At 72.6% G+C, this 23,615-nt stretch carries 17 protein-coding genes and 2 tRNA genes; 5 read left to right on the top strand and 14 right to left on the bottom strand.

Features of this window, described 5'->3' with window-relative positions; genetic code table 11:
* Positions 1-133: 133 nt before the first annotated feature.
* A complete protein-coding gene (locus WMF46_RS01900) occupies positions 134-1,183 on the bottom strand; it encodes a hypothetical protein (protein ID WP_437984026.1) in 1,050 nt (349 codons plus the stop codon).
* Between the two features lie 444 nt (positions 1,184-1,627).
* Between WMF46_RS01900 and WMF46_RS01895 the strand changes: the two genes are divergently transcribed.
* Positions 1,628-1,700: transfer RNA gene (locus WMF46_RS01895), tRNA-Ala, on the top strand.
* 474 nt (positions 1,701-2,174) lie between these two features.
* Here WMF46_RS01895 and rd read toward each other — a convergent pair.
* The gene (gene rd / locus WMF46_RS01890) at positions 2,175-2,339 is read right to left on the bottom strand and encodes a rubredoxin (protein WP_437548991.1); all 165 of its coding nucleotides are present in this window, start codon (positions 2,337-2,339) and stop codon (positions 2,175-2,177) included.
* A 146-nt stretch (positions 2,340-2,485) separates the two neighbouring features.
* Entirely contained in the window at positions 2,486-3,325 is an 840-nt protein-coding gene (locus WMF46_RS01885; RefSeq protein WP_437984025.1) for an SDR family NAD(P)-dependent oxidoreductase, read from the bottom strand.
* A gap of 508 nt (positions 3,326-3,833) precedes the next feature.
* Here WMF46_RS01885 and WMF46_RS01880 point away from each other — a divergent pair.
* The 3 genes from WMF46_RS01880 to WMF46_RS01870 all read left to right on the top strand — a co-directional run bounded on the left by WMF46_RS01880 (position 3,834) and on the right by WMF46_RS01870 (position 12,292).
* Positions 3,834-4,952: a cytochrome-c peroxidase gene (locus tag WMF46_RS01880; RefSeq protein ID WP_437984024.1), complete on the top strand. Its 1,119-nt coding sequence runs from the start codon at positions 3,834-3,836 to the stop codon at positions 4,950-4,952.
* A 72-nt stretch (positions 4,953-5,024) separates the two neighbouring features.
* Positions 5,025-8,612, top strand: coding sequence for an AAA family ATPase (locus tag WMF46_RS01875; RefSeq protein WP_437984023.1), 3,588 nt, complete (start codon positions 5,025-5,027; stop codon positions 8,610-8,612).
* A gap of 26 nt (positions 8,613-8,638) precedes the next feature.
* A complete protein-coding gene (locus WMF46_RS01870) occupies positions 8,639-12,292 on the top strand; it encodes an AAA family ATPase (protein WP_437984022.1) in 3,654 nt (1,217 codons plus the stop codon).
* 54 nt (positions 12,293-12,346) lie between these two features.
* Here the strand turns inward: WMF46_RS01870 and WMF46_RS01865 are convergent, their stop codons facing one another.
* The 3 genes from WMF46_RS01865 to WMF46_RS01855 form a co-directional block, all read right to left on the bottom strand.
* On the bottom strand, positions 12,347-12,814 hold the full coding sequence (locus tag WMF46_RS01865; protein ID WP_437906744.1) for a hypothetical protein: 468 nt from the start codon (positions 12,812-12,814) through the stop codon (positions 12,347-12,349).
* The gene (locus tag WMF46_RS01860; protein WP_437548983.1) at positions 12,811-13,173 is read right to left on the bottom strand and encodes a c-type cytochrome; all 363 of its coding nucleotides are present in this window, start codon (positions 13,171-13,173) and stop codon (positions 12,811-12,813) included. Before WMF46_RS01860 ends, WMF46_RS01865 begins: the two co-directional genes overlap by 4 nt.
* A gap of 144 nt (positions 13,174-13,317) precedes the next feature.
* The gene (locus WMF46_RS01855; protein WP_437984021.1) at positions 13,318-16,005 is read right to left on the bottom strand and encodes a penicillin-binding protein 1A; all 2,688 of its coding nucleotides are present in this window, start codon (positions 16,003-16,005) and stop codon (positions 13,318-13,320) included.
* Between the two features lie 212 nt (positions 16,006-16,217).
* Between WMF46_RS01855 and WMF46_RS01850 the strand changes: the two genes are divergently transcribed.
* A complete protein-coding gene (locus WMF46_RS01850; RefSeq protein ID WP_437984020.1) occupies positions 16,218-16,628 on the top strand; it encodes an SET domain-containing protein in 411 nt (136 codons plus the stop codon).
* 172 nt (positions 16,629-16,800) lie between these two features.
* Here the strand turns inward: WMF46_RS01850 and WMF46_RS01845 are convergent.
* From WMF46_RS01845 to WMF46_RS01810, 8 genes are all read right to left on the bottom strand, one after another.
* Positions 16,801-16,872 (bottom strand) — tRNA-Cys (locus WMF46_RS01845).
* 237 nt (positions 16,873-17,109) lie between these two features.
* Complete coding sequence (locus tag WMF46_RS01840; RefSeq protein ID WP_437984019.1) at positions 17,110-17,910, bottom strand: hypothetical protein; 801 nt, start codon at positions 17,908-17,910, stop codon at positions 17,110-17,112.
* A gap of 269 nt (positions 17,911-18,179) precedes the next feature.
* Positions 18,180-19,085 carry a sulfate ABC transporter permease subunit CysW gene (cysW, locus tag WMF46_RS01835; RefSeq protein WP_437984018.1) on the bottom strand — a complete coding sequence of 302 codons (906 nt, stop codon included), beginning with the start codon at positions 19,083-19,085 and terminating at the stop codon, positions 18,180-18,182.
* Positions 19,085-19,939, bottom strand: a complete 855-nt coding sequence (gene cysT, locus WMF46_RS01830; protein ID WP_437984017.1) for a sulfate ABC transporter permease subunit CysT — start codon at positions 19,937-19,939, stop codon at positions 19,085-19,087. Before cysT ends, cysW begins: the two co-directional genes overlap by 1 nt.
* Positions 19,940-19,995: 56 nt before the next feature.
* A complete protein-coding gene (locus WMF46_RS01825) occupies positions 19,996-21,018 on the bottom strand; it encodes a sulfate ABC transporter substrate-binding protein (protein WP_437984016.1) in 1,023 nt (340 codons plus the stop codon).
* A gap of 29 nt (positions 21,019-21,047) precedes the next feature.
* Positions 21,048-21,371, bottom strand: a complete 324-nt coding sequence (locus WMF46_RS01820) for a DUF2325 domain-containing protein (protein ID WP_437548971.1) — start codon at positions 21,369-21,371, stop codon at positions 21,048-21,050.
* A gap of 159 nt (positions 21,372-21,530) precedes the next feature.
* A complete protein-coding gene (locus WMF46_RS01815; RefSeq protein WP_437984015.1) occupies positions 21,531-22,223 on the bottom strand; it encodes a helix-turn-helix domain-containing protein in 693 nt (230 codons plus the stop codon).
* Between the two features lie 41 nt (positions 22,224-22,264).
* Positions 22,265-23,608, bottom strand: a complete 1,344-nt coding sequence (locus tag WMF46_RS01810; RefSeq protein ID WP_437984014.1) for an NAD(P)/FAD-dependent oxidoreductase — start codon at positions 23,606-23,608, stop codon at positions 22,265-22,267.
* Positions 23,609-23,615 lie beyond the last annotated feature (7 nt).

The following is a 23,615-nucleotide window of genomic DNA, read 5'->3' as shown; positions in this document are numbered from 1 at the left end:
ACAGGCTCTTCCCCGGCGCCGCGCCCGCGGCAGGCGCCCGGGGAAGGGAAATCCCTTGCGCCGTTGCGCCCCGAATACCGCGTTGCCCTGCTTCCTCGCCGCGGAGGAGTGGCGCCGAGCGCGGGGACACCGCTCAGGGGCAGCTCGACGCCGTGTAGAGCCCGTCGGCATCGAAGGCTCCGGCGTCGAGCAGGGTATGGGACCCGTACACCCTGCACGAGACCCCGCTCGCGTCGATGCTCAGGATCTCGATCGTGCCGCCGTCGAACACGCCGCTGACGAGCTCAGTCGCCGAGCAGTCCGTGCTCCACGAGTGGATGAAGGACGCGGCGATGGCCGGATCCGTGAGATCGAGGATGCCGGGCTTCTGGTAGGCCGGCGGGAGGCTCAACGTCACGCGCGTGGCGCCGGTGCACGCGATGGACGACCAGGGATCCGCGCAGCTCTCGGCCCCGCTCCCGAGGAACAGATGGAGCGCGTCGGGATCCGGGGTCGGCCCGCCAGGCGGCGCGGCCAGCGCGGCGCCAGGGATCGCGCGCCCCGGTGAGGGCGGGATCGACGGCGGCGGAGCGCCGCAATAGGTCGCCGTGTAGTCGCCGCCGAGGTCCAGATCGGGCTTGTACGGTACGCCGTTGAACTCGATCCGCCACGGCGGCGTCCGCCACTCGAGCTTCACCGAGACGGAGCTCGCGTCGCTGCTCACGATCTCGAGCGTCTTGTCCTCCTCCCCTCCCAGGGCCCCCCACGTCCCGTCGCCGAGGGCGGACCCTCCGCCGTGCGAGGGGTGCCAGACGGCCAGGTACGTCGTGATGCGAAAGTCTCTGAGGTCGATGAGCCCGGGCCGATTGAGCTCTGGCGGGATGAAGAGCGCGCTCTGCCAGAAGGCGTACGTGGCCGAAATGGTGGCCAGCGGGCTCGGCCCCCGCCCGATCAGCGGCAGGCTGCAGTCCTGCACGGAATCACTGAAAAAGAGCGCGAGTGTGTCGGGGTGCGGCGGGTGAGTGAGCTGCATCCCGTTCATCAGCACCTCCCTGTTGAACGGGTCCGACAACAGGTCACCGAACCGCACGGCGATGGCGCTGCGCGAAAGCGGCCCCTCCTCCGGCTCCTCCTCCGTCGAGGTGAGCCCCATCGGGACGCACCCGCCGTTCACGATCGTCACCGCGGCCGCGAGGGCCGTCATCCATCGCTTCATTCGATCACCTCCAAGGTGAGCTCCTCGAGTGAAGACCACGGGGGTGTCGGCCACGGCTCATCGAAACCAACCGAGATCGACGCCGGCCGAGGGGAGCACGATCGGCCTGCCCCCCGGTCCCGGCCTCGCTGGCGGCGCGCACGGGCGGCGTGGAGGAGGCGATCGCGACGAGCGCCGAGCAGGCGACCGATCGCTCCGTGAACGACCCGGGCGATCTCGTCGTCCCCGAACGCGACAGCGCGGCTCAGGATGCAGGCAAGCTCGGCGACCACGGCGGCCCGAGGCGGCGGGTTGCCCCCGTCGCGGGCTCTCCACGCCGCCCGTGCGCGCCGCCGGTTGGGCCCCGAACAACGGACGGGCGGCGGAGAGAAAACCGCGATCCATGCTTGACAGCGGCGCCCCGGCGAGTAGAGTCCGCGCTCTCGAAAGCGAGGGCCTGTAGCTCAGTTGGGAGAGCGCTAGAATCGCACTCTAGAGGTCGCAGGTTCGATCCCTGTCAGGTCCACCCTCGAAGCAGCTCAATCCTCTTTCTTAGCTGTTCTTCTTCATTTCACGCCATCACCACGCTCTCGAAAGCGTGCGACCGCATGAGAGGCGGTCTGCTGAGGGCGTTCGAGCTCACGCAGGAGCGTGGCCAGCATCTGGATCGGGCGCGAGGTGATCGCGCGCTGAGGTGCTCCTGCCTGCATGCGGCTGTTCGCAGCGCGCTGCGCTGAGCGCCCGCTGCAGGGAGTTCCTCGACGTCGCCCTGTGCCTCGCTGCGCTGAGCGCCCGCGCCGCTGCGGCTGGCGCTCACCCCGCCGCGTGCGTCATGCCGACATTGCGGTGCATGGGTGGAGCGCCCACCGGGGCCGCACGCGGCGCGATCCCGATGAGCACATCGGCGCGCGGCGACCACGCAGCCGATGTGCTCACGCGCCCGGCGCCTCCGCGCTGTCCAGCGCTCGGCTCGCCGAGACGGCGCAGAGGCTCGGATCGCTCACTCGTCGATCGGCTCGAAATCGGCCTTGGTCGCGCCGCACTCCGGGCACATCCAGGAGTCGGGCAGGTCCTCGAACGAGGTCCCCGGCGCAATGCCGGTGTCGGGGTCACCGACCGCCGGGTCATAGACGAAGCCGCAGACCAGACACCGATATTTCTTCATCCGTGGTTCTCCTCAGGAGCTCGACGAGAGGCGCCTGACGCTACCACGAGGGCGGACACGGCCGCAGATGAACCTTCTGGTCCGCAGCTCTCGCCGCGGCGCCCAGGTCCTGCGCCTCGGCGACCGTGGCCGCCAGGACGCGCGCCTCAGGGCGGCGCCGGAGCGTCGCGCACCGCGAGCTGCTTCTTCCGCAGCACGCGCGCGATCGGCCAGTAGGCGAGCCGGAGCAGCCACCGCGGGCAGATGACGCCGAGATGGATGACGAGCCACGCCACCGCGCCGGGCACCACGAGCGCGCGGTCGCGGTCCACCGCGCGGACCAGCGCGCGCGCGCAGCGCTCCGGGGAGATCGACAGGAGCGCGGGAGGCTCGAGGCCCGTGAAGTTGCCGGCCACCTCGTTGAACTCGGTCCGCACGGGCCCCGGACAGACCTGCGTCACCCGCACGCCGGTGCCGGCGAGGTCGAGGCGGAGCGCTTCGGTAAAGCTCGTGACGAAGTGCTTCGTGCCGACGTACGACGCCATCCCGGGCCCGAACGTCAGCCCGAAGCCGGAGCTCACGTTCGCGATCGCGCCGCGCCCGCGCGACACCATCGGGCCGACGAGCCGGTGGGTGAGGTACGCGAGGCTCGTCACGTTCAGCGCGATCATCTGCTCGGTGCGCGACCACGCGGAGAGATCGAACACGCCGATGTCGCCGAAGCCGGCGTTGTTGACGAGGACGTCGACCCCCCCGACCTCGGCCTCGACGGCGAGCAGCATCGCGTCGACCGCCGCCCGATCGGTGACATCGCAGCCGAAGGCGAGCACGGCGAGCGCCGGGCGCGCCGCGGCGAGCTCGGCGCGCAGCGCCTCCAGGCGGTCCTTGCGGCGCGCGACCAGCACGAGCGCCCGGGCGCGCTGGGCGATCTCGTGCGCCAGCGCGCGGCCGATGCCCGACGACGCGCCGGTGATGAGCACGACCCCGCTGTCGATCGGCGATTGCACGGCCGAAAGGGTTGCCCGGCGCCCCCCGGGCGCGCAAGGGCCCCCTCGCCGGTCGGCCTCGCATCGTCCACGCTCCCGCGCTCCCGCGCTTCCACCCTCCGGCGTTTCCGCGCTTCCACGCTTCCGCCCTCCGGCGTTTCCGCGCTTCCACGCTTCCGCCCTCCGGCGTTTCCGCGCCTCCACGCTTCCGCCCTACCGCAGCTCGCCCGCTACACCCCGCGGGCCGCGCGAGCGCGCCGCGCAACACCTCGGAGAAATCGGGCGAAACGGAGAAGCGCACCTCGGAGGAGATAGGCGCGCAGGAGGCACCTCGACATCCATCGCGCTACCTTCGAGACCACGAGTCGCAACCGGCCGGTAACACGCATCACCCCGGGGCACCCCCACGACCGCCGCCAGCACCGCGCCTTGGCCGGCGAGCGCGGCGACGGTGCGGCCGCGGCGCGCGTTGACGTCCACGGCGGCTCTCTCATACCGTGGACGGCGTCCTCACGAGCCAGGAGACCTCATGCGTTGGCCCTCATCTCTCATCAGTGTGCTCTTCATCGCCGCCGGGCTGGGCGCCTGCGAACGATCCGCGGAGTACGAGCACAAGGCCGCCCCGGCCTCGAACACGGCGAAGCCCGCCGCGACCGCCGCGGCGACAAGCGACGTGAAGCCGCTCGTCTTCGATCCGAAGGACGTCAAGTCCTTCAAGGTCCTGCCCGCAAAATTCGAGACTGACAAGAACACGATCACCGATGACAAGGTGACCCTTGGAAGGATGCTGTGGTACGAGACGCGCCTCTCGAAGAACCACGATATCTCCTGCAACTCGTGTCATGGCCTCTCGAGCTACGGCGTCGACAACAAGCAGTTCTCCTCCGGGCACAAGGGCCAGCTCGGCGGCCGCAACTCGCCCTCTGCGTACAACGCGGGCCCCCACGTCGCCCAGTTCTGGGACGGCCGCGCGGCCACGCTCGAGGACCAGGCCAAAGGGCCTATCCTGAACCCCGTCGAGATGGCCATGCCGGACGAGAAGCGGGTCATCACGACGCTCAAGTCGATCCCCGACTACGTGAAGCTCTTCAAGACGGCCTTCCCCGACGACAAGGAGCCGATCACCTACGACAACATGGCCAAGGCGATCGGCGCGTTCGAGCGCGGCCTGGTCACGCCGTCGCGCTTCGACAAGTTCCTGGGCGGCGACGACAAGGCCCTTAGCGCCGAGGAGAAGGCCGGGTTCCACAAGTTCATCTCGCTCGGGTGCCCGACCTGCCACACGGGCGTCGCCGTCGGCGGCTCGACGTTCCAGAAGCTCGGCCTCGTGAAGGAGTTCCCCGGCCTCAAGGACAACGGGCGCTTCGACCACACGAAGGATGAGAAGGACAAGTTCTTCTTCCGCGTCCCGAGCCTCAGGAACGTCGAGAAGACCTTCCCGTACTTCCACGACGGCTCGATCGCGACGCTCGACGAGACGGTGACCAAGATGGCGTGGCACCAGCTCGGCGTGGAGGCCAAGCCCGAAGAGGTGAAGGCGATCGTCGCGTTCCTCAAGTCGCTCACCGGCGATCTCCCGACCGACTACATCAAGCAGCCCGAGCTGCCCAAGAGCGGACCGACCACGCCCAAGGCCGACCCGACGTGAGCGGATCACGCGGATCACGCTGATCACCGGATTGCGCCGGGAGGGCGGATCGGCTCTGCTCCGCCCTCTCGGATGAGCACGAGCTCCAGCGACGACGGACGATCCGCGCCCGCTCCAGAGGACGGAGCGGGCGCGTCCGCGGAAGGGGCTCGCGACGCGAGCGAGGGGCGCACCGCCAGGGCGCTCGTCTTCGTGCGCGAGCGCTTCGACGGCGCGTGCCTCGCCTTCCCCGTCGCGGCGCCGGACGTCGCGAGCTTCGGCCGCGACGAGGACGTCCTCGTCGAGCAGCAGCTCTTCCTGCGCGAGCACGCCGCGCGCGCCCGGCCCGAGGCGGTCTCCCGGCTCTCGTTCCCGCAAGGGACAGGGCTCCTCTCCGTGAGCGTCCCCGTCCCGCGCGACGACTTGCCGCGCAAGCTGCGGAACGAGGTGCCGGTGAGCTTCCCCTGCGTCGTCGTGCCGGCCGGCGAGCTCTACACGCGCGGGCCGACGGAGACGCCGGCGGCGGAGCGCGGCGAGAGCGACGCGTGGGTGCTCGTGCCGAGCCTCGGGCACGCGTTCTACGTGGAGGCGGGCGAGCCGATCGAGGCGGCGATCCGGCACGAGGTGCGCCGGCTGCTCGCGTCGCAGGTCCTGTCGACGTGGGAGCACCTGGGGCTCCTGCCCGGGAGCGCGCACCGCCTGGAGGTGCTCCACGCGCCGCTGCCCGAGGCCGATCGCGCGGGCGGGCACGGGCCGCGCGGCGCGTCGCTCGTGGAGCGCGCGCGGCGGAAGAAGGCCGTGGAGACGCTCGTCGCGGTGGCGACGCCGCTCCACGTGGCGGCGCAGCGGAGCCCGCTCGCGACGCCGCCGCTCGCCTGCCGCGACGCGGAGCTCGCGCGCCTCGCCGCGCTGCTCGACGGCGAGGAGCGCCTCGGCGTGCTGCTCGTGGGCCCGGAGCACGCCGGGAAGACAGCGCTCGCGCTGGCGTATGTCGCCCGCCAGACGCGGCTCGTCTACGCGACGTCGGGCGCGCAGCTCATCGCGGGCATGAGCGGGCTCGGGCAGTGGCAGGAGCGCATCCACGGCGTGATGGAGGCCGCCGCCGCGCTCGACGCGGTGCTCTACTTCGAGAACCTCGACGATCTCCTGGCCGAGCGCGTCGACGGGGGACACGTGGACCTGGCCGGCGCGATGCGGCCCTACCTCGACGAGGGGCGGGTGCGCGTCCTGTGCGAGCTCCGGGACGATCGGCTCGACGCGCTCGAGGGGCGGCACTGGGCGTTCTTCGCGGGCCTGAGCCGCATCCGGATCGATCCGCTCTCGGCCGCCGACACCCGGAAGGCGCTCGCCGCGCGCGCCGAGCGCGACGGCCGCGTCGAGCCGCACCGCCCCGCGGTCGCGGGCGACGCGCTGACGGCGCTCGTCGATCTCGCGGAGCGCTACCTCCCCTACAGCGCCTTCCCGGGCAAGGCGGTCCGCCTCTACGAGGACCTGCGCGCCGTGCACGAGCGGGAGCGGACCGCGCAGGGGGAGCCGGTCACGCTCGGGCGGAGCGATCTCCACGAGCTGTTCTCGATGCGCACCGGGATGCCGGCGTTCCTGCTGCGCGACGATCTCCCGCTCCGCGTCGACCGCGCGGCGCGCGACCTCGGCGCGAGCGTTGTCGGGCAGGAGCGCGCGGTGCGCGCGCTCGCCGAGACGATCGCCGTTGTGAAGGCGGGGCTCTCGCCGCCGGACAAGCCGCTCGCGGCGTTCCTCTTCGTGGGGCCGACGGGCGTCGGCAAGACCGAGCTCGCCCGCGCGCTCGCCGGGCTGCTCTTCGGCTCGCCCGATCGGCTCTCGCGGTTCGACATGAGCGAGTTCTCGAGCGAGGGCGCGGCCGATCGCCTGATCCGCGGGACCGACGGCGCGGGCGGGCTGCTCACGCAGCGCGTGCGGGAGCAGCCGTTCTGCGTGCTCCTGCTCGACGAGATCGAGAAGGCCCACCGGGCCGTGTTCGACCTCCTGCTGCAGGTGCTCGGCGAGGGGCGCCTGTCCGACGCGCGCGGCAGGACGGCGTACTTCCACAACGCGATCGTGATCATGACGTCGAACCTCGGCGCGGCGGAGCGGCGCGCGCGGGCGGGGTTCGCCGGCGAGCGAGGCGCCGAGGCCCCGGAGGAGCAGGCCGCGCTGGACGAGGCGCACTACCAGCGCGTCGTCGCGGGCGCGTTCCGGCAGGAGTTCGTGAACCGCATCGATCGCGTGGTGCCGTTCCGGGCGCTGACCCGGGCGGAGCTCGCCGAGGTCGCGCGCCTCACGGCGCAGCGCCTCGCCCAGCGCCGCGGGCTGTCCGAGGCGGGCGTCGCGCTCGAGGTGTCGGAGCGGGCGCTCGCGCGGCTCGCCGAGGACGGCCACGCGCCGGCGTACGGGGCGCGGGCGCTGCGGCGCCACGTCGAGGAGCACCTCGCGGCGCCGCTCGCGCGGCTGCTGGCGAAGCTCGGCGGCGACGCGCGGGATCTCACGGTGTGGGTGACCGAGGCGGGCGAGCCTGAAGCGGCGGCGCCCGCCGACGGCGCCGTCGTCGCCCGCGCCGAGACGCCCGCGCTCCGCCTCACGGCGCGGCGGCGGCGCGCGGCGAAGGCCGCGCAGCAGGCGTTCGGCGTCGAGCAGGTCGGCGAGCTCCGGCGTGAGGTGGACCGGTGGATGAACCTCGGGCCGCTCGAGCAGCTCAAGGAGCAGCTCGACTTCCTGCTGACGCAGCTGAGCCTCGCGAGCGGGCCGTCGCGCGATCGGCGCAAGGAGATCGACGCCGCGGCGCTGCAGGCCGAGCACCACCGGCTGAGCGAGCTCTGGGGACAGCTCGAGCGCGCGCAGGAGGAGATGCACGGCGTCGAGGAGCTCGCCCTGATGGCGCTGCTCGAAAGCGAGGAGGTGCGCGGGCTCGCGGGCGAGGCGCGCGCGGCGTGGGAGGGCGTGCGCAAGGTGCTGCCCCGCGCGCTCGTCGCGACCGAGTCGCGGCGCGACGCGATCACGCTGATCCTGGAGGAGCTCGACGCGGGGGCGTTCGAGCGGTGGCTCGCGCCGCTCCTCAAGGAGCTCCCGCGGCGCGGGTGGGGCGCGACGCTGCACATCGACGGCGACCGGGCCGGGCCGGGCGACGGCGCGTGGCCCGCGAGCCGGCGGTGGGGCCCGCCGCGCGCTGCGGGCGACGTGCTGGACGCGCTCGACAAGCCGAAGCGCGGGTTCCGGAGCGTGCTCCTCCGCTGCACCGGCGCGTACGCGGGGGCGTTCCTCTCGCTGGAGCGGGGGCTCCACCGGGTGGTCGCGCGCAAGCGGGACGCGGGCGAGGCGCCTGGCGATGATCGGCTGCACGTGTTCGTGCACTTCGTCGCGCACGCGGCGGACATCGCCGAGGACCAGTGGGAGCACAGGTCGCTCGCCCCGCCGCCCGCAGGCTCGGCCGCGGCGCGGCGGCGCGGGGCGGCCGCGCGCGAGCTCGACGAGGTCGAGGGCGCGGCGCTGATCGCGGGGCGCAGGGCGCGGATCGCGATGGATCCGGCCTGGTACTGGGAGCGGCTCGACGAGGTCGCGCTGACGCACCTGCTCCTGTTCGAGGAGGAGGGGAGCGGGCTGGATCGGAGCGAGTACTTCAGCGCAGGCGGGGACGGCCCGGCGCTGGATGATTTGCACGACGCCTGACCTGGCAGAGCCACTACCCTGAGGCCGTGCACTTCACGATCCCGCTCTTCGAACGGCGGACCACGAACGTCGAGTGCGTGACGCTCGGCCTCGGCCCGAGCACGCGCTCGCGGGAGGGGCGGCACGCGGAGCGCGTCCGGCGCCTGCTCACCGAGGAGCTCAGGGCCGTCTTCGAGAAGGCGCGCGCGGCCGAGATCGCGCGCTTCGAGTTCCCTCGCGGCATCCGGCTCGAGAAGGTGCGCCTCGAGCTCGCGCTCTCCGGCGCCGCCGAGCGGCGCAAGGTGAGCGGGCTCTGCCCCGTCGTGCTCGAGCCGCGCTGGGCCTCGGAGCACGAGCGCGTCGTCTTCGCCTACCACCCCGCCCGCCAGGGCGAGGCCGCGCCGATCCGCGAGGATCTCCCGCTGGACGAGCAGCTCCGCGCGCTGTTCCAGGTCGCGTGGGCCGCGCTCGACGACGACGAGATCGCGCGGCTCTGGAGCCGGGGCAAGGAGCGCATCACGGCGCTGTCGTTCTCGTGCGCCCCGCGCTCGGCGCTCGCGGACCTGCCGGAGCGACCGGGCGACGACGACACCGGCGCCGATCCGGCGTTCCGCTGGAAGAAGCGCCGGGGCCTCAAGGTCCTGCCGAGCCTCGGCGTGAGCCTCACGCAGCGCGCGGCCCAGGGCAACCTCGACGCGGGCGTGCCGCGATCGCCGCAGCGCGAGCAGCTCGCGCTGCTGCTCGGCGCGGGCAGGGCGCAGCCCGTCGTCGTCGTCGGCCCGCCGGGGTGCGGCAAGACGACCTTGATCCACCGGGCGGTGCTCGACCTCCTCGCGGCCGACGGGTACGGCGCGCACAAGAACCTCGACCGCGTCCGCGACGTCGTCGCCGTGAGCGGCCGCAGGCTCATCGCCGGGATGAGCCACCTCGGCGACTGGGAGAAGCGGTGCGTCGAGCTCGTCGAGGACGCGCGCAGCCGCGGCGCGATCCTCGTCATCGACGACCTCCACCACTTCGGCCGGATCGGCAGATCGCGCGAGAGCGAGCGCTCGCTCGCCGACTTCTTCCGCGGCCCCCTCTCCCGCCGCGAGATCGTGATGGTCGGCGAGTGCTCCCCCGAGGCGTTCCGCCTCCTCGAGCAGGAGTCCCCGTCATTCGCGGCCCTGTTCACGCCGCTCTTCCTCCCCGAGGCGACGCCCTCCGAGACGTTCCGCCTCATGGTGCGGGAGGTCCGCGCGCTCGAGCAGCGCCACGCCGCCCGCGTGAGCCCGTACGTGCTGCGGACGATCCTCGACCTCGGCGGATCGCTCCTCTCGGCGCAGGCGCTGCCGGGCAAGGCCGTCGACCTCCTGCGCGAGGTCGTCCGCGCGGGCGTGACGCCCTCGCCCTCCGGGGAGCCGGGGCCGGCGCGCGGCCACGCGCCGCGGCCGGTCGGCTCGCAGGACGTGCTGCGGCTCCTGTCGCAGAAGACTGGCGTACCGCGGCTCCTCCTCGGTGGCGACGAGCCGCTCGACGCCGGCGCGCTGGAGGAAGAGCTGGGCCGGCGGGTGATCGGCCAGCCGGAGGCCGTGCGCGCGGCGGCGGACCTCGTGGCGCGCATCAAGGCGGGCCTCGTGGACCCGCGGCGCCCGTACGGCGTGTACCTCTTCACCGGGCCGACGGGGACGGGCAAGACCGAGCTCGCCAGGTGCATGGCGGAGCTCATCTACGGCAGCGCGTCGCGCCTGCTCCGCTTCGACATGAGCGAGCAGAGCGGCCCGGACGCGCCGGCGCGGCTCGTCGGCGATCGCTACGCGCCCGACGGGCTCCTGACGCAGCGGGTGCGGGAGCAGCCGTTCTCGCTTGTGCTGCTCGACGAGATCGAGAAGGCGCACCCGTCGGTGCACGGCCTCTTGCTCCAGCTCTTCGAGGACGGGCGGCTCACGGACGCGGCGGCGAGGCCCGCGCACTTCCACCACGCGGTCGTGGTGATGACGTCCAACCTGGGCGCGCGGTCGCGGGCGCTCGTCGGCTTCGGCGGCGCGGGGCTCTCGGAGGCGCGGGCGCTCGCGATCGCGGAGGAGTCGGCCCAGGAGGTCGCGCGGGCGGTGCGCGACTTCTTCCCGCCAGAGCTGTTCAACCGGATCGATCGCGTCGTGCCGTTCCGCCCGCTGACGCCCGAGGTGGCGGTGCGGGTGGCCGAGAAGGAGCTCGACCGGCTGCTCGGCCGGCGCGGGCTCGCCGAGCGGAGCGTCTTCGTGCGCCGGGGCGCCGGCGTGGCCGAGCGGATCGCGCGCGAGGCGTTCGTGGCCGAGGACGGCGCCCGCTCGGTGAAGCGGTTCATCGAGGACGAGATCGGATCGCTGCTGAGCGACGCGCTCACCCGCGGCGCGCCCGCCGCGATGCAGGTGATCCGCATCTTCACGACCGCGCGCGGCGACGGCGCCGCCGCGGCGGGCGAGGGCGCCGCGTCCCGCGGGTCGCCCGAGTCGCCCGCGTCACCCGCGTCACCCGCGTCACCCGCGTTTGCGCTGCACCGCGAGGCGCTCGCGGAGGCCGAGCCCGCGGCCGCGGCGTGGGCCCTCGCGCCGCTCATGGCGAGGCCGCTCGGCGCGCTCACGGCGGAGCTCTCGCCGCTGCTCGAGTTCGTCGACGCGCTCGAGCGGAGCGACGGCCTCGCGCGCCTCTCCGAGCGGATCCGCTACCACCTCGCGGAGCACGGCCGGACCGCCGCCGAGGGGCCCGAGGCGCACGAGCACGCAGAGGCGGTCTACAACCTCGACGCCATGCGCGGCGCGATCCGGGCGTTCCGCGAGCGGATCGACCTCGTCCGGCGGCGGAGCGGCGACGACGACGAGCAGCAGCACCTCGACCTGGAGGTGCGGCGGTTCGGCTACGTGACGGTCGAGGACGAGTGGAGCCGCTCCCGGGTGCGCCTGTTCCACCGGCGCCAGCTGCCGGGCCCGCTGCGCCGGCCGGCGAAGCAGGAGGTCCTGGAGTGCATCGCGGAGGGCCACGCGCTCCGGCGCGCGCTCCGCAAGGTGGACGAGCCGGGCCAGCACGCGGTCCTCATCGAGCTGCTCCGCGCGGCGCGCTTCGACGAGAGGCCGGCCGGCGGGCGCGACGAGCCCGAGGAGGGGCTCTTCGAGGCGCTCGCGCGCGCCTACGGCGAGGCAGGGGGCGAGGTGGAGGGGTGGGCGTGCGCGCCGCTCGGCAGCGCGTCCGACGGCGACGGGCGCGCGCGCGTGGTCGAGCAGGGCCGCGGGGCGGCGGGGCTCGAGGCGATGCTCGCCGCCCCCGGGCGCGGGGCGGAGCTCCTCGTCCTGAGCGTCGTGGGCCTGTGCGTGATGGACTTCTTCGAGCTCGAGACGGGCGCGCACGTCTGGACGTCGCTCTCGCGCGGCCCCGAGGTGGTGCGGGTGCGCGTCCTGCCGGCCCGGCCGGGCCTCTCGCCGGCGGGCGCGGTCCGGGAGCACCTCGACCTGCAGGCGGCGTTCGACGAGGCGGCGCGAGGCGGGCGCGCGCTCCCGCCGAACCCGGCCGAGCTCCTCCCGGTGGTGCGGCGGGTCCGGTTCGACCCGCCGCGCCGCCCGGGCGCGACGTCGCCGATCGAGATCGAGGACTACGTGATGGGGTATGCCGAGTCGTCGCTGGTGCGCAGCCTGTCGCAGGCGCTGGCGCCGCTGTGGCTGCTCCGGATGAGCCGGGAGGACGTGGCGTGAGCCTGCGCCCCGGGCAGCTGCTCGGGGAATGCGCAGGCGACGATGGGCGGCCTCTCAGGGCAGCCGGAAGAGCGGCCGACCGTAGACCATGGAGGGCCAGGGGATGGCGGCGAGGATCACGAGCAGCGTGATGACGACGCCGATCGCCAGGCGCCGGTGCTGCGCGGTGGGGTCCGGGGCTCGCTTCGCTCGGGCCCAGGCGACATGGGCGACCACCACCGCCACGATCATGGCGAAGATGTGCTCGACGGCGAAGAAGCGCAGCGCCGCGATGGGCATGGCGGCCTTCAGCGCGGCCAGCGACGTGGGCCTGAGCGGGCTGAGCGCGGTGTAGAGCAGGATGCCGAGGAGGAACTGGGCGTCGAGCGAGCCCACGAACGCCGCGCCGACCTTGCGATCCGCCGCCGTCCACGGCCCCCGCTGGGCCCAGCCGCGGACCGACCGCGCGAGCGCCAGGAGCCCGAGCAGCAGGACGACCCAGCGCAGCCACGAGTGCGCGACGAGGACGAACGAATAGATCATGGACCTTGCTTTCCGGCCGCGGTGCCGGCCTCGATGATGTACTGCGCGATGTCGGCGAGATCCGACTCCCGGACGCCGCGGAAGCTGGGCATCGGGGGGACGTCGGCGCGCTTTCGCCCCGGGGTCACGGCCCAGCGGACGATGCCCGCGGGATCGTCCCTGTAGAGCCCTGCGAGCTCGCTGAGCGGAGGGCCGACCAGCTTGGCGCTGGGGGCGTGGCACGCCGCGCAGAGGGTGGAGAACATGGCCTTGCCCTTCGCGGCCTGCGGCGAGAGCGCGACCGCCTCCTCGGCGGGGTCGGGCCTCTTGCACGCGGCCGCGAGCAGGAGCAGGGCAGCGAGGATCGGCGACCACTTCATACGGGCGGGCCGGAACATAGCGCGCGGCGGCCCGCGTGGGGCCGGCGTCTCGCCGCGAGGATCACCAGGGCGCCGCGCGCGCGGCCAGCCCGAGCTGGAGCCCGCGGCGCAGGGCGCCCGGGAAGCGCGGTCGCGTCGCGACGGTCACTGCGTCTTGAAGAGGTCCAGGATCCCCTGCCCGATCGCGGCCGGGTCCGGCACCGCGACGCCGGTCGGCTCGGTGCCCTCGAGGAACACCTCTTCCACGGCGCCCTCCTGGCCCGGGAACGCCCCCATCCCGCTCGCCGGATCGATCGGGAGGCGCACGATCCCGAGCGGCTCCGGGAAGTCGGTCGCCGGCCGCCCCGCGTGCGCCTTCTCCATGAAGGCGATGAAGGCCGGCAGGGCGGCGCTGCTGCCCACCTCGCGCGCGCCGAGCGTCGTGGCGTCGTCGAAGCCGGTCCACACGGCGCACGCGATGTCGGTCGAGTAGCCGACGAACCACGCGTCCCTCGCGTCGTTCGTCGTCCCGGTCTTTCCGGCGATCGGCCGGCGCAGCGAGAGCGCCTGCTTCGCCGTGCCGACCTTCACGACCGAGGTGAGCAGGTCCGTCGTGAGGTACGCCTCCGCCGCGGTCATCACAGGGCGCGGCGGGGGCCGCGCCGGCAGGGGCAGCGCCTCGCCGCGCGGGCCCGTGATCTTCGTCACGAGGACGGGCTCCTGGTACGCGCCGCCCGCGGCGAACGTCGCGTAGGCGGCCGCCATCTCGCGCGGGGTCACCTCGTAGGAGCCGAGCGCGAGGGACAGGTCGGCGCCGAGCTTCGACGTGATCCCGAGCTCGCGCGCCCACGCGACGACGGCCTCGGGGCCGACGTCCCGGAGCGCCGACACAGCGGCCACGTTCACGCTGTGGGCGAGCGCCTCGCGCAGGCGCTTCGGGCTCTGCCCCTCGCTCTCGTCGTAGTTGCCGGGCCGATAGCCATCGAGCGCCGCCGGGTCGGTCTCGAGCATCGAGGCCGCCGTGAGCTTGCGCGAATGGATGCCGTAGCCGTAGACGATCGCCTTGAAGGTCGATCCCGGCTGGCGGAGCGCGCGGCTCGCCCGATCGAGGCCGCCGCGCGCGCCCTCGTAGCCGCCCGCGAGCGCGACGATCTCGCGCGTGCGCGCGTCGATCGCGATGAGCGCGCCCTGCGGGCCGAGGTCGAGCCGGAGCTTGCCGGCCTCGGGGTCGCCCTCGAAGCGCACGCGCAGCACCTTGCCGACCTCGGCGAAGCGGCTCGGCGGGAGCCCGCGCGGGTTGTACCGGCGCTCCTTGCGCAGATCGACGCTGCCCTGCGCCGCGCCGACGCGGACGGCCAGCGTGCCGCGCGCGTCGTCGGCGCCGGTCACCGCGCCCAGGTAGGCGCGGCCCGCGTCCTTGGGCGCGCCCTGGAAGGGCGCCGGATCCCCCTTGGCGCGGGTGAACGGCGCGACGAGCCCGTGCCGCGCGGCGTAGGCGTCGAGGTTCTGGCGCACCGCCGCGCGCGCCGCGGCCTGCATCTTCGGGTCGATCGAGGTCACGACCGTGTAGCCGCCGTACCTGGCGTCGGGCCCGACGGCCTTCCGCAGCGCGCGCTCGGCCTCGGCGAGGACCTCGGGCGCCAGCTCGTCCAGGTGCTCCGGCTCGGGCGCGAGGCGGATCGGCTCCGCGAGCGCGGCGTCGATCTGCGCCGCGGGCAGGAAGCGCTTCTCGCGCATCTGACCGAGCACGAAGGCGCGGCGCTTCTCGGCGCGCTCCTTGTTCACGCGCGGCGAGTAAATGGAGGGCCCCTTCACGATGCCCGCGAGGAGCGCCGCCTCGGCCAGCGTGACCTGCCGGACGCTCTTGCCGAAGTAGAACCGCGCCGCCTCCTCGACCCCGTAGCGCCCGTGCCCGAAGTAGATGTGGTTCAGGTAGAGCTCGAGGATCTGGTCCTTCGTGAGCTCCTGCTCGATGCGGCGCGCGAGGAGGAGCTCGCGCATCTTCCGGTCGATCGTGCGCTCGTGCGTGAGCAGCACGTTCTTCACGACCTGCTGGGTGATCGTGCTGCCGCCCTGGCGCGCCTCCGCGGAGCGCAGATTGACGATCAGCGCGCGGAGCATGCCCAGGTAATTGAGGCCGTCGTGTTTGTAGAACCTGGCGTCCTCGGCCGCGAGCGCCGCGAGGCTCATCACCGGCGGGATCTCGGTGACCGGCACGAGCGTGCGGCGCTCGACGAAGAGCTCGCCGATCACCGTGCCGTCGCGCGCGAGGAACCGCGTCACCTGCGGCGGGCTGTAATTCTTCAGCTCCGCCGTGGTCGGCAGGTCGCGCTCGTAGTGGCGGACGACGAGGAAGAACGCGAGCACGGCGGCGGCGAGGAGGCACGCGAGGGCGATCGCGAGCCCCTTGCCCCAGCGGGCGAGCTGGGCGCGGAGCGGCGGCCTGGGCCCGGCGCCCCGGGGCTGCCGCCGGAAGGCCGCGCGGAGCGCCGCGCCCGCGCGCTTCCACAGCGGGTGCCATAGCGGGTGCCATAGCGGGTGATCGAGCGCCGCCCTGACGAGGGCGCGCGCTCTTCCCGGCGTGCCCTCCTGCGCGCGGCGGCCCGGCGGCGCCGGCGGGTGCGGCCCGGGCGACCACGGGACGGTCGCGCCCGGCGCGTCGGGCGGAGGCCCCGGGGGCGGCGCCTGCGCCGGGCCTCGAGGCGACCAGAGCCGCGTCGGCGCGCGATCGCTCGGCGGCGGGTCGGAGCCCGCCGCGCCCGCGTCGTGCGGGTGCGTGGGCTCCGCCGGCGCGGATCGTGGGCCGGGTCCTTCAGGCGGCGCGGCGGGTTTTCGTGGGAGATCCGAGGCCATGCATCCGCGCGCCGGAGCCAGCGGCGCCACCGCGGCGCCCGGATGGGGTGTTCCGGCCGCGCCACGGTATCACGAGGACGGGCGCCGCGGAGGGCGCCGGCCAGCCGCCAATCCATCGATGTTCCGCTCCAGCTCATCCGCTTTTCCTCGAAGGAATTGCCCGCGAGCAGCCGCGGAGATGGTGGGGCGTGATAGCGTCGGTCGCGCCCGCCATGACCGACCAGGAAATCGACGCCCTCATCGCCGAGAACCAGTTCCATCCGAACGTCGTGTGGCGCCGCATCCCCGGGAAGGGCCGGGGCGTCTTCGCTCGCCGGTTCCTGCCGAAGGGCGCCGTCGTCGAGTGGGCCGCTGTCAGCTTCTTCCCGGCCTCCGATCTCAAGACCGAGGAGCACCGCGACTGCCAGGCGCTCCATCACGTGTTCACGTGGGGGGAGGAGCCCGGGCGGGAGAAGGCGTATGCGTGGGGGTTGCTCGCGCTCTACAACCACTCGACGACACCCAACGTCGAGATGGATGACGGTCCGGTGCCGGACTCGATGGCTGCCATCGCGCTCCGCGACATCCAGTCGGGCGAGGAGCTCTGCTTCGACTACGGCTATACCTGGTTCGACCCTCGCTGAGGCGAGGACGCCAGCGCCGCGGCGACGGCCGTATCGCTCCGGCTCACCTGGACGACACCGTCGCGCTGGCGACCGCCAGGCAGCCGCACCGGCGCTCCGCGCTCGCCTCTTGCGGCAGCGGCATCCAGGTCAACGCCTGGGCATCACACAGGCCGGACTGTCGTCGTTGCGGAGGTGAGGACGGGATTCGAACCCGCGTATAACGGTTTTGCAAACCGTTGCCTAACCACTTGGCTACCTCACCGACTGTTCGAAGCGGCGGGAGGTCATGCCTCATCTCTGCCCGGCTGTCAACGCCTTTGATACCGCCGTCTACATTCACGCGGCCGAGCCGCCCCTTCAGCCGGGCGCTCCGCCGCGCTCGTTCTGGCGTCGTTCTGGCGTCGTTCCGGCTTCCAGCTCCCTCCGTCCCGATCCCGGAGCCGGCGGAGGGGGGGCTCCGGCGCGTTCCCGCCGCAGCCCTCCAGGACACCCGCGCTGCTTACTGTTCGCGCCCGCCGCGCCGTGCCCTTCCCGCGCGCGGCACCCTCTCCCGCCCTCCCAGGGCTCGCCCGATGTAGCTGGCCGTGTAGACCGCCCGCCGCGTCGCCTGGATCAGACCGCGCGGCACGATCCCCTTCCCCGTCTGGAACGGGTTGAAGCGGAGGGCGCGCTGGTCGATGTCCACCGGCTCGTACAGCTCCATATCGGCCACTGCCATCCACCGCGCGCGCGAGCCCCCTCGCCTCACCTCGAGGCGCAGCAGCGCGAGCCCCGCCGCAGCGGCGCGCTCCAGCTTCTCCAGGCGGTTGCCTTTCACCACCGCCGCGCGCAGCGGCACCAGGCGGAACTCCGCGCGACCGAAGCCGGCCACGTCGAACCGCGCCAGCGCGTAGTAGTCGTTGTCCAGGAAGTCGTGCCTCTTCGTCGTGAACAGGGCGAACGGGAGCAGCAAAAGTCGGCGCGCGCTCACGAAGATGAGGTCCTGATCGCCGGCGCTCGCGGCCGGCGTCACCTCTTCGCTGGTCCGGAAGCGCACCGCGACCCCCAGCACGTCCGGACGGCGCTCGCCCTTGCCGCCCCGCCACCGCCACATCGCGCCCGAGAGCCGCACGAGCGCCGGCCCCGCCAGCCGCTGCGCCAGCGCGCCGACCTCGCCCTCCACCGCGAGCGCCTTCACCCCCGCGCAGTAGACCACGCCGTCGGGATGGAACAGCCTCGCTCTCCGGATGAAGCTGCCCCCCCCGGCGATGGGAGACAGCGCTCCCCCGATCACACGCCCAACCGCTTCGAAGACCCGCATGGTGACCCCTCCCTCGAACCTGGAGCGCCGGGGGCCAATCGCAAGTTGGGCGCGCCCCGACAGCGCACCTCCCGCGGCGCTCACCCGCGTCGAAGCGTCGAGATGTGCTGTTCTCCGCGCGCCATCCGTTCTCCCGCGCAACGGCGATTCCAGGGAAGCGCCGTGTCCCCGGCGCTCCCTCTCGTGCCGCTCGTGCCGAGTCCTCCGGCGGCCCTCGCTCTATCGCGCGCTCCGTCCCGCGCGCGCGATCGATAGAGCGCGCGCGCGCGTCACCCCGCGCCGGCCTTCGCCGCCGGGTCGATCTCCGGAGCGGCGTCTCGCTGCGCCCGGCCTTCGATAAGGCGCTTCGCCACGAGCGTCAGGAGCGCGAGCAGGACGAGCAACGAGGCGACCGCGAACGCCGCCGAGAAGTGGAACTCGTTGTAGAGCACCTCGACGTGCAGCGGCATGGTGTTGGTCTGCCCCCGGATATGCCCCGAGACGACCGACACCGCGCCGAACTCGCCCATCGCGCGCGCGTTGCAGAGCACCACGCCGTAGAGCAGGCCCCACTTCGCGTTGGGGAGGGTGATGCGGAAGAACATGCTCCACCCGCTCGCGCCGAGCGACAGCGCCGCGTGCTCCTCGTCGGCCCCCTGGCTCTCCAGGAACGGGATGAGCTCGCGCGCGACGAACGGGAACGTCACGAACGTCGTCGCGAGGATGATCCCCGGACGATCGAAGATGACCCGGAGGTCGTGCTCGATGAGCCAGGGGCCGAGCACCCCTTGCGCCCCGAAGAGCAGGACGAAGATCATGCCGGAGATCACCGGCGAGACCGCGAACGGCAGATCGATGAGCGTGACGAGCAGGCTCTTTCCCGTGAACTCGAAGCGCGCGATCGCCCAGGCCGCGGCCACGCCGAAGACGAGGTTGAGCGGCACGGCGATGACCGCGGTCGTGAGCGTCAGCTCGATGGCGGCGATGGCGTCCGGCGCGGTGATCGCCCGCCAGTACCCCGAGAGGCCGTCCTTCAACGCCTCGATGAACACCGCCACGACCGGCAGGAAGAGGAAGAACCCGAGGAACGCGAGCGCCGCCGCCGTCAGCGCCCAGCGCACAAGCGGGGGCTCGGACGTCGCGCCGCGCACCGCCCCGCGCGACCTGAACCGCAGCTTGCCGGCCGCGCCAGCCACTACGACGCGACCCCGGGCGCTCTGGCCCCCGCGGGCCGCTCGGACGCAGGCTTGGGCGCTTCGACAGCGCTCCGCGACGACCCGCGCGCGCCGCTCCAGGACTGGAGTCGGTTGATCAGGAAGAGGAGCACGAAGGAGCAGAGAAGCATCACCATCGCGAGCGCCGTCGCGCCCGCGTAGTCGTACTGCTCGAGCTTGGTCATGATGACGAGCGGCGCGATCTCCGTCTTGAGGGGCATGTTCCCGGAGATGAACACGACCGACCCGTACTCGCCGAACGCCCTCGCGAACGACATCGCGAACCCGGTCAGGATCGATGGCCAGAGCGCGGGCAGGAGGATGCGACGGAAGATCTGGAAGCGACCCGCGCCGAGCGACGCCGCCGCCTCTTCCTGGTCGATCTCGAGCTCTTCCATCACCGGCTGGACGGTCCGCACGACGAACGGCAGGCCCACGAAGGTGAGCGCAATGACGACGCCCAGGCGGCTGAATGCGCTCTGGATCCCGAGCGGGTACAGGAACCGACCGACCCACCCCTGCTGCGCATAGATGGCCGTGAGCGCGATGCCGCCGACCGCCGTCGGGAGCGCGAAGGGCAGGTCGACGAGCGCGTCGACGATCGATTTGCCCGGGAAGCTGTAGCGGACGAGCACCCACGCCACGAGGACGCCGAAGACCGCGTTGATGCCCCCCGCGATGAGCGACGCGGAAAAGCTCATCTTCAACGAGGCGACGGCGCGCGGCGAGGTCACCACGGCCCAGATCTCGGCGGGCTGGAGCGTCGCCGTCTTGAGGAAGATCATCGACAGCGGGACGAGCACCAGCAGCGACAGGTACGTTACCGTAATCCCCATCGCCAGCCCGAAGCCGGGCAGAACGCTCTGTCGCCGCCAGAGGAGAGCCACGAAGTCTACTTACCGGCCTGGTAGATCTGGTCGAAGACGCCGCCGTCGGAGAAGTGCGCCTTCTGGGCTTTTTGCCACCCCCCGAACACCTCGTCAATCGAGAAGAGCGCGACCTTCTGGAAGACACCCTCCGACTCGGCCGCCGCGAGGATCGCCGGGTTGCGCGGGCGGTAGAAGTGCTTCACCGCGATGCGCTGGCCGTCCTCCGTGGAGAGGAAGGCGAGGTACGCCTCCGCCGCCGCCCTCGTCCCGCGCCTGTCGACCACCTTGTCGACAACCGCGACAGGCGGCTCGGCGAGGATGCTGATCGACGGCACGATCACCTCGAATTTGTCCTTACCGCTCTGCTTCACCGCGAGCAGCGCCTCGTTCTCCCAGGCGATCAGCACGTCGCCGAGCCCACGCTCGACGAACGTCGTGGTCGAGCCGCGCGCCCCCGTGTCGAGGACGGGCACGTTCTTGAAGAGGCGGCCGACGAAATCCTTCGCCTTCACCTCGTCGCCGCCCGCCCGCTTCAGCTCGTAGCCCCACGCAGCGAGGTAGTTCCACCGCGCCCCGCCGGAGGTCTTCGGGTTCGGGGTGATGACCGCCACGCCCTCCTTCACGAGATCGTCCCAGTCCTTGATGCCCTTGGGGTTGCCCTTGCGCACAAGGAAGACAATGGTCGACGTGTAAGGAGCGCTGTTGTCCTTGAGGCGCGCCTGCCATCCCTCCTTGATCAGCCCGGCGGACGCGACCGCATCGACGTCGTAGGCGAGCGCGAGCGTGACCACGTCCGCCTCGAGCCCGTCGATCACCGACCGGGCCTGCTTGCCCGAGCCGCCGTGCGATTGCTTGATGGTGACGTCCTGTCCGCTCTGCTCCTTCCAGCGCTTCGCGAAGGCGGCGTTCACCTCTTCATAGAGCTCACGCGTGGGGTCGTAGGAGACGTTCAGTATCTGCACCGACCCCGACTTCGAGGCGCCGGCCGCGTCGCCCTTCGAGCACGCCGGGAGCGCCAGCGCCAGCACACAACAAAGCATCGTCATCAAGCATCGCATCGATCGTTCCTACTCCCTTAGCCAGTCGCGAGATAACGCGATTCCCGCTGCGCGAGCGCGTCGAGCAGCTGCTGGAAGCGCGAGGCACCGATGCGCCGGGCCATGAACGCCGCGCGGCCGAGCTTCTGGCAGAGCTTCTTGGCGAGGAGCACGCCGCCGTGGCTGTTCACGTCGGTCAGCACGATCACGAGATCGGCCCGCTCGATGGCCGCCCGCAGCTCGGACGCCCCGCGGCCGCCCGTGTTGCCCGTGTGAAACTCCAGATGGTGCCCCGCCTGCAGCGCCATCCGCTCCAGCTGAGCCTGGTTGCGATCCAACCCACCAATCCAGGTGATCCGCATCGCTCCGCCTCCTTGCTCCTCGCAGCGGGTGACCGCCGCTATAACGGACATATCTCACGCTAAAGCAGAGGGCGCAAGCGAGATCTGCCAAAATAACGGAGGACATGTCTTGGATACCGGAGGAACACGAAGCCGGCGGGGTCCGGGAATGGGGCGGGGCTACCCGCGCGAACCGTAGGTCATGACGAGGTACATGACGGCCTCGGCGCTGCCCGGGTTGCGGTAGCTGTGCGGGCTGTCGGCCTCGAACAGGATGGCGTCGCCGGTCTCGAGCAAGCGCCGCTCGCCGGCCACGGTGATCTCCACCGAGCCCTCGGTGACGATCAGGTTCTCCGCGGTGCCCGGGGCGTGCGCGTCGGCGTGCTCGACCGAGCGCGGCGCGAGGCGGAGCTCGTAGAACTCCACGTTGCGCGGCCGGTCCATCGGAAAGAGCGCCCGGGAAGAGAAGTCGCCGTTGCGAGACCGCAGGATGCGCGCGTGCGAGGCGTGCATGACGGTCGTGACGGGCGAGGTCGCCTGGCTCATCAGCGCCGAGAAGGGGACCCCGAGGGCGCGCGCGATCTTCCAGAGGACGTTGATGGTCGGCGTGCTCTGGCCCAGCTCGATCTGCCCCAGCATCGCCCGGCTCACCCCGGACGCCTTCGCCAGGCGCTCGAGCGACAGGCCCCGCTCGGCCCGGAACCGCTTCAGGTTGGAGGCGACGACCGGCGTGAGGTCCGACGCCTCGTCGAACGCCGGGTCGTCCCCGCCAGGCTCGCTCGCCGGGGGATGGGGTGGGGACGGCGGCTCGGCGGCCGCCGATCGCGCGGGGGTCTGGGCTCTGCGTGCCTTCACTGGACGCGTATCCGCCATGGTGGAGGGCGCGCGTCAAGCGAGCGGGGGGAAGGGCGCGCTCAGGGGCCGCCGGAGACCGCCTCCGCGACAGGGCTCGCGGGCGACGGGCGACGCACCGAAGGCGCGGGCGCCGCCAGGAGCACCGGCGAGGTATGGCCGGTGATGAGGCGGGCGCCGCGCTTGAAGGTGATGTACTGCCACATCCACGCGAACATGACGGTGAAGCGGTTCCTGAAGCCGATAAGGAACAGCACGTGGACGGCCAGCCAGGCGAGCCACGCGAGCGTGCCCGACATCTGCAGGCGCCCGACCTTCGCGATGGCGCGCGAGCGGCCGATGGTCGCCATCGTCCCCTTGTCGCGGTAGGCGAACTGCCCGCGCGGGCGGCGCTCGAGATCGTCGAGGATGCAGCGCGCGACGAAGCGCCCCTCCTGGATCGCGGCCGGGCTGAGGCCGGGCACGTCGACGCCGTTCCGGTCGCGGAGCGTGGCCATGTCGCCGATCGCGAAGACGCTCGGGTGCCCGGGGAGGGAGCAGTCCGGCCCGATCTTCACGCGGCCGACGCGATCGAGCTCGACGCCGAGCGCGCGCGCGAGCGGGGTGCCGCGGACCCCCGCGGCCCAGATGACGGTCGCGGCGGGGAGGCGCTCGCCGTCCTCGAACAGCACGCCCTGCTCGTCGATGCTGCGGAAGCGGCGCCCCTTGATGACCTCGACCCCGAGGGACGTGAGCTGCTCCTCGGCGCTCGCCGAGAGGCTCTCCGGGAAGGCCTGGAGGATGCGGGCGCCGATCTCGACGAGCAGCACCCGCGAGAGCGAAGGGTCGAGGGAGCGGAAGTCGCGCGCGAGGATGTAGCGCGCGAGCTCGGCGAAGGCGCCGGCCATCTCGACGCCCGTGGCGCCGCCGCCGATGACGACGAACGTGAGCAGCCGCCGCCGCGCCGCGGGGTCCTCCTCGCGCTCGGCGGCCTCGAAGGCGAGCAGCATGCGCTCGCGGATGGTGAGCGCCTCGTCGAGGTTCTTGAGCGCCGGCGCGAACCGGGCCCACTCGTCGTGGCCAAAGTAGTTGTTCGTCGCGCCGACCGCGAGGATCAGGAAGTCGTAGTCCAGCGGGTCGCCGTCGACGGTGACGCGCCGGCCGGCGAGGTCCACGCCCGTCACCTCGCCGAGCAGGACCCGGGCGTTGCGCTGGCGCGACAGGACCGATCGGATCGGGACCGCGATGTCGGCCGGCGAGAGGCTGGCCGTCGCCACCTGATAGAGCAGCGGCTGGAACAGGTGGTGATTGGTCCTGTCGATGAGGGTGACCCGGACGGGCGCGTCGCGGAGCGCCTTTGCCGCGTTCAGGCCGCCGAACCCTCCGCCGACGATCACGACGTGAGGCTCTCTCGCGGTCGTTGCCATGGTGCCT

Source organism: Sorangium sp. So ce117 (assembly GCF_051524395.1).
GTDB classification, from domain to species: Bacteria; Myxococcota_A; Polyangia; order Polyangiales; family Polyangiaceae; genus Sorangium; species Sorangium cellulosum_B.
The sequence above is the reverse complement of the archived record's forward strand: the minus strand, read 5'-3'. Positions and strand labels throughout refer to the sequence as shown.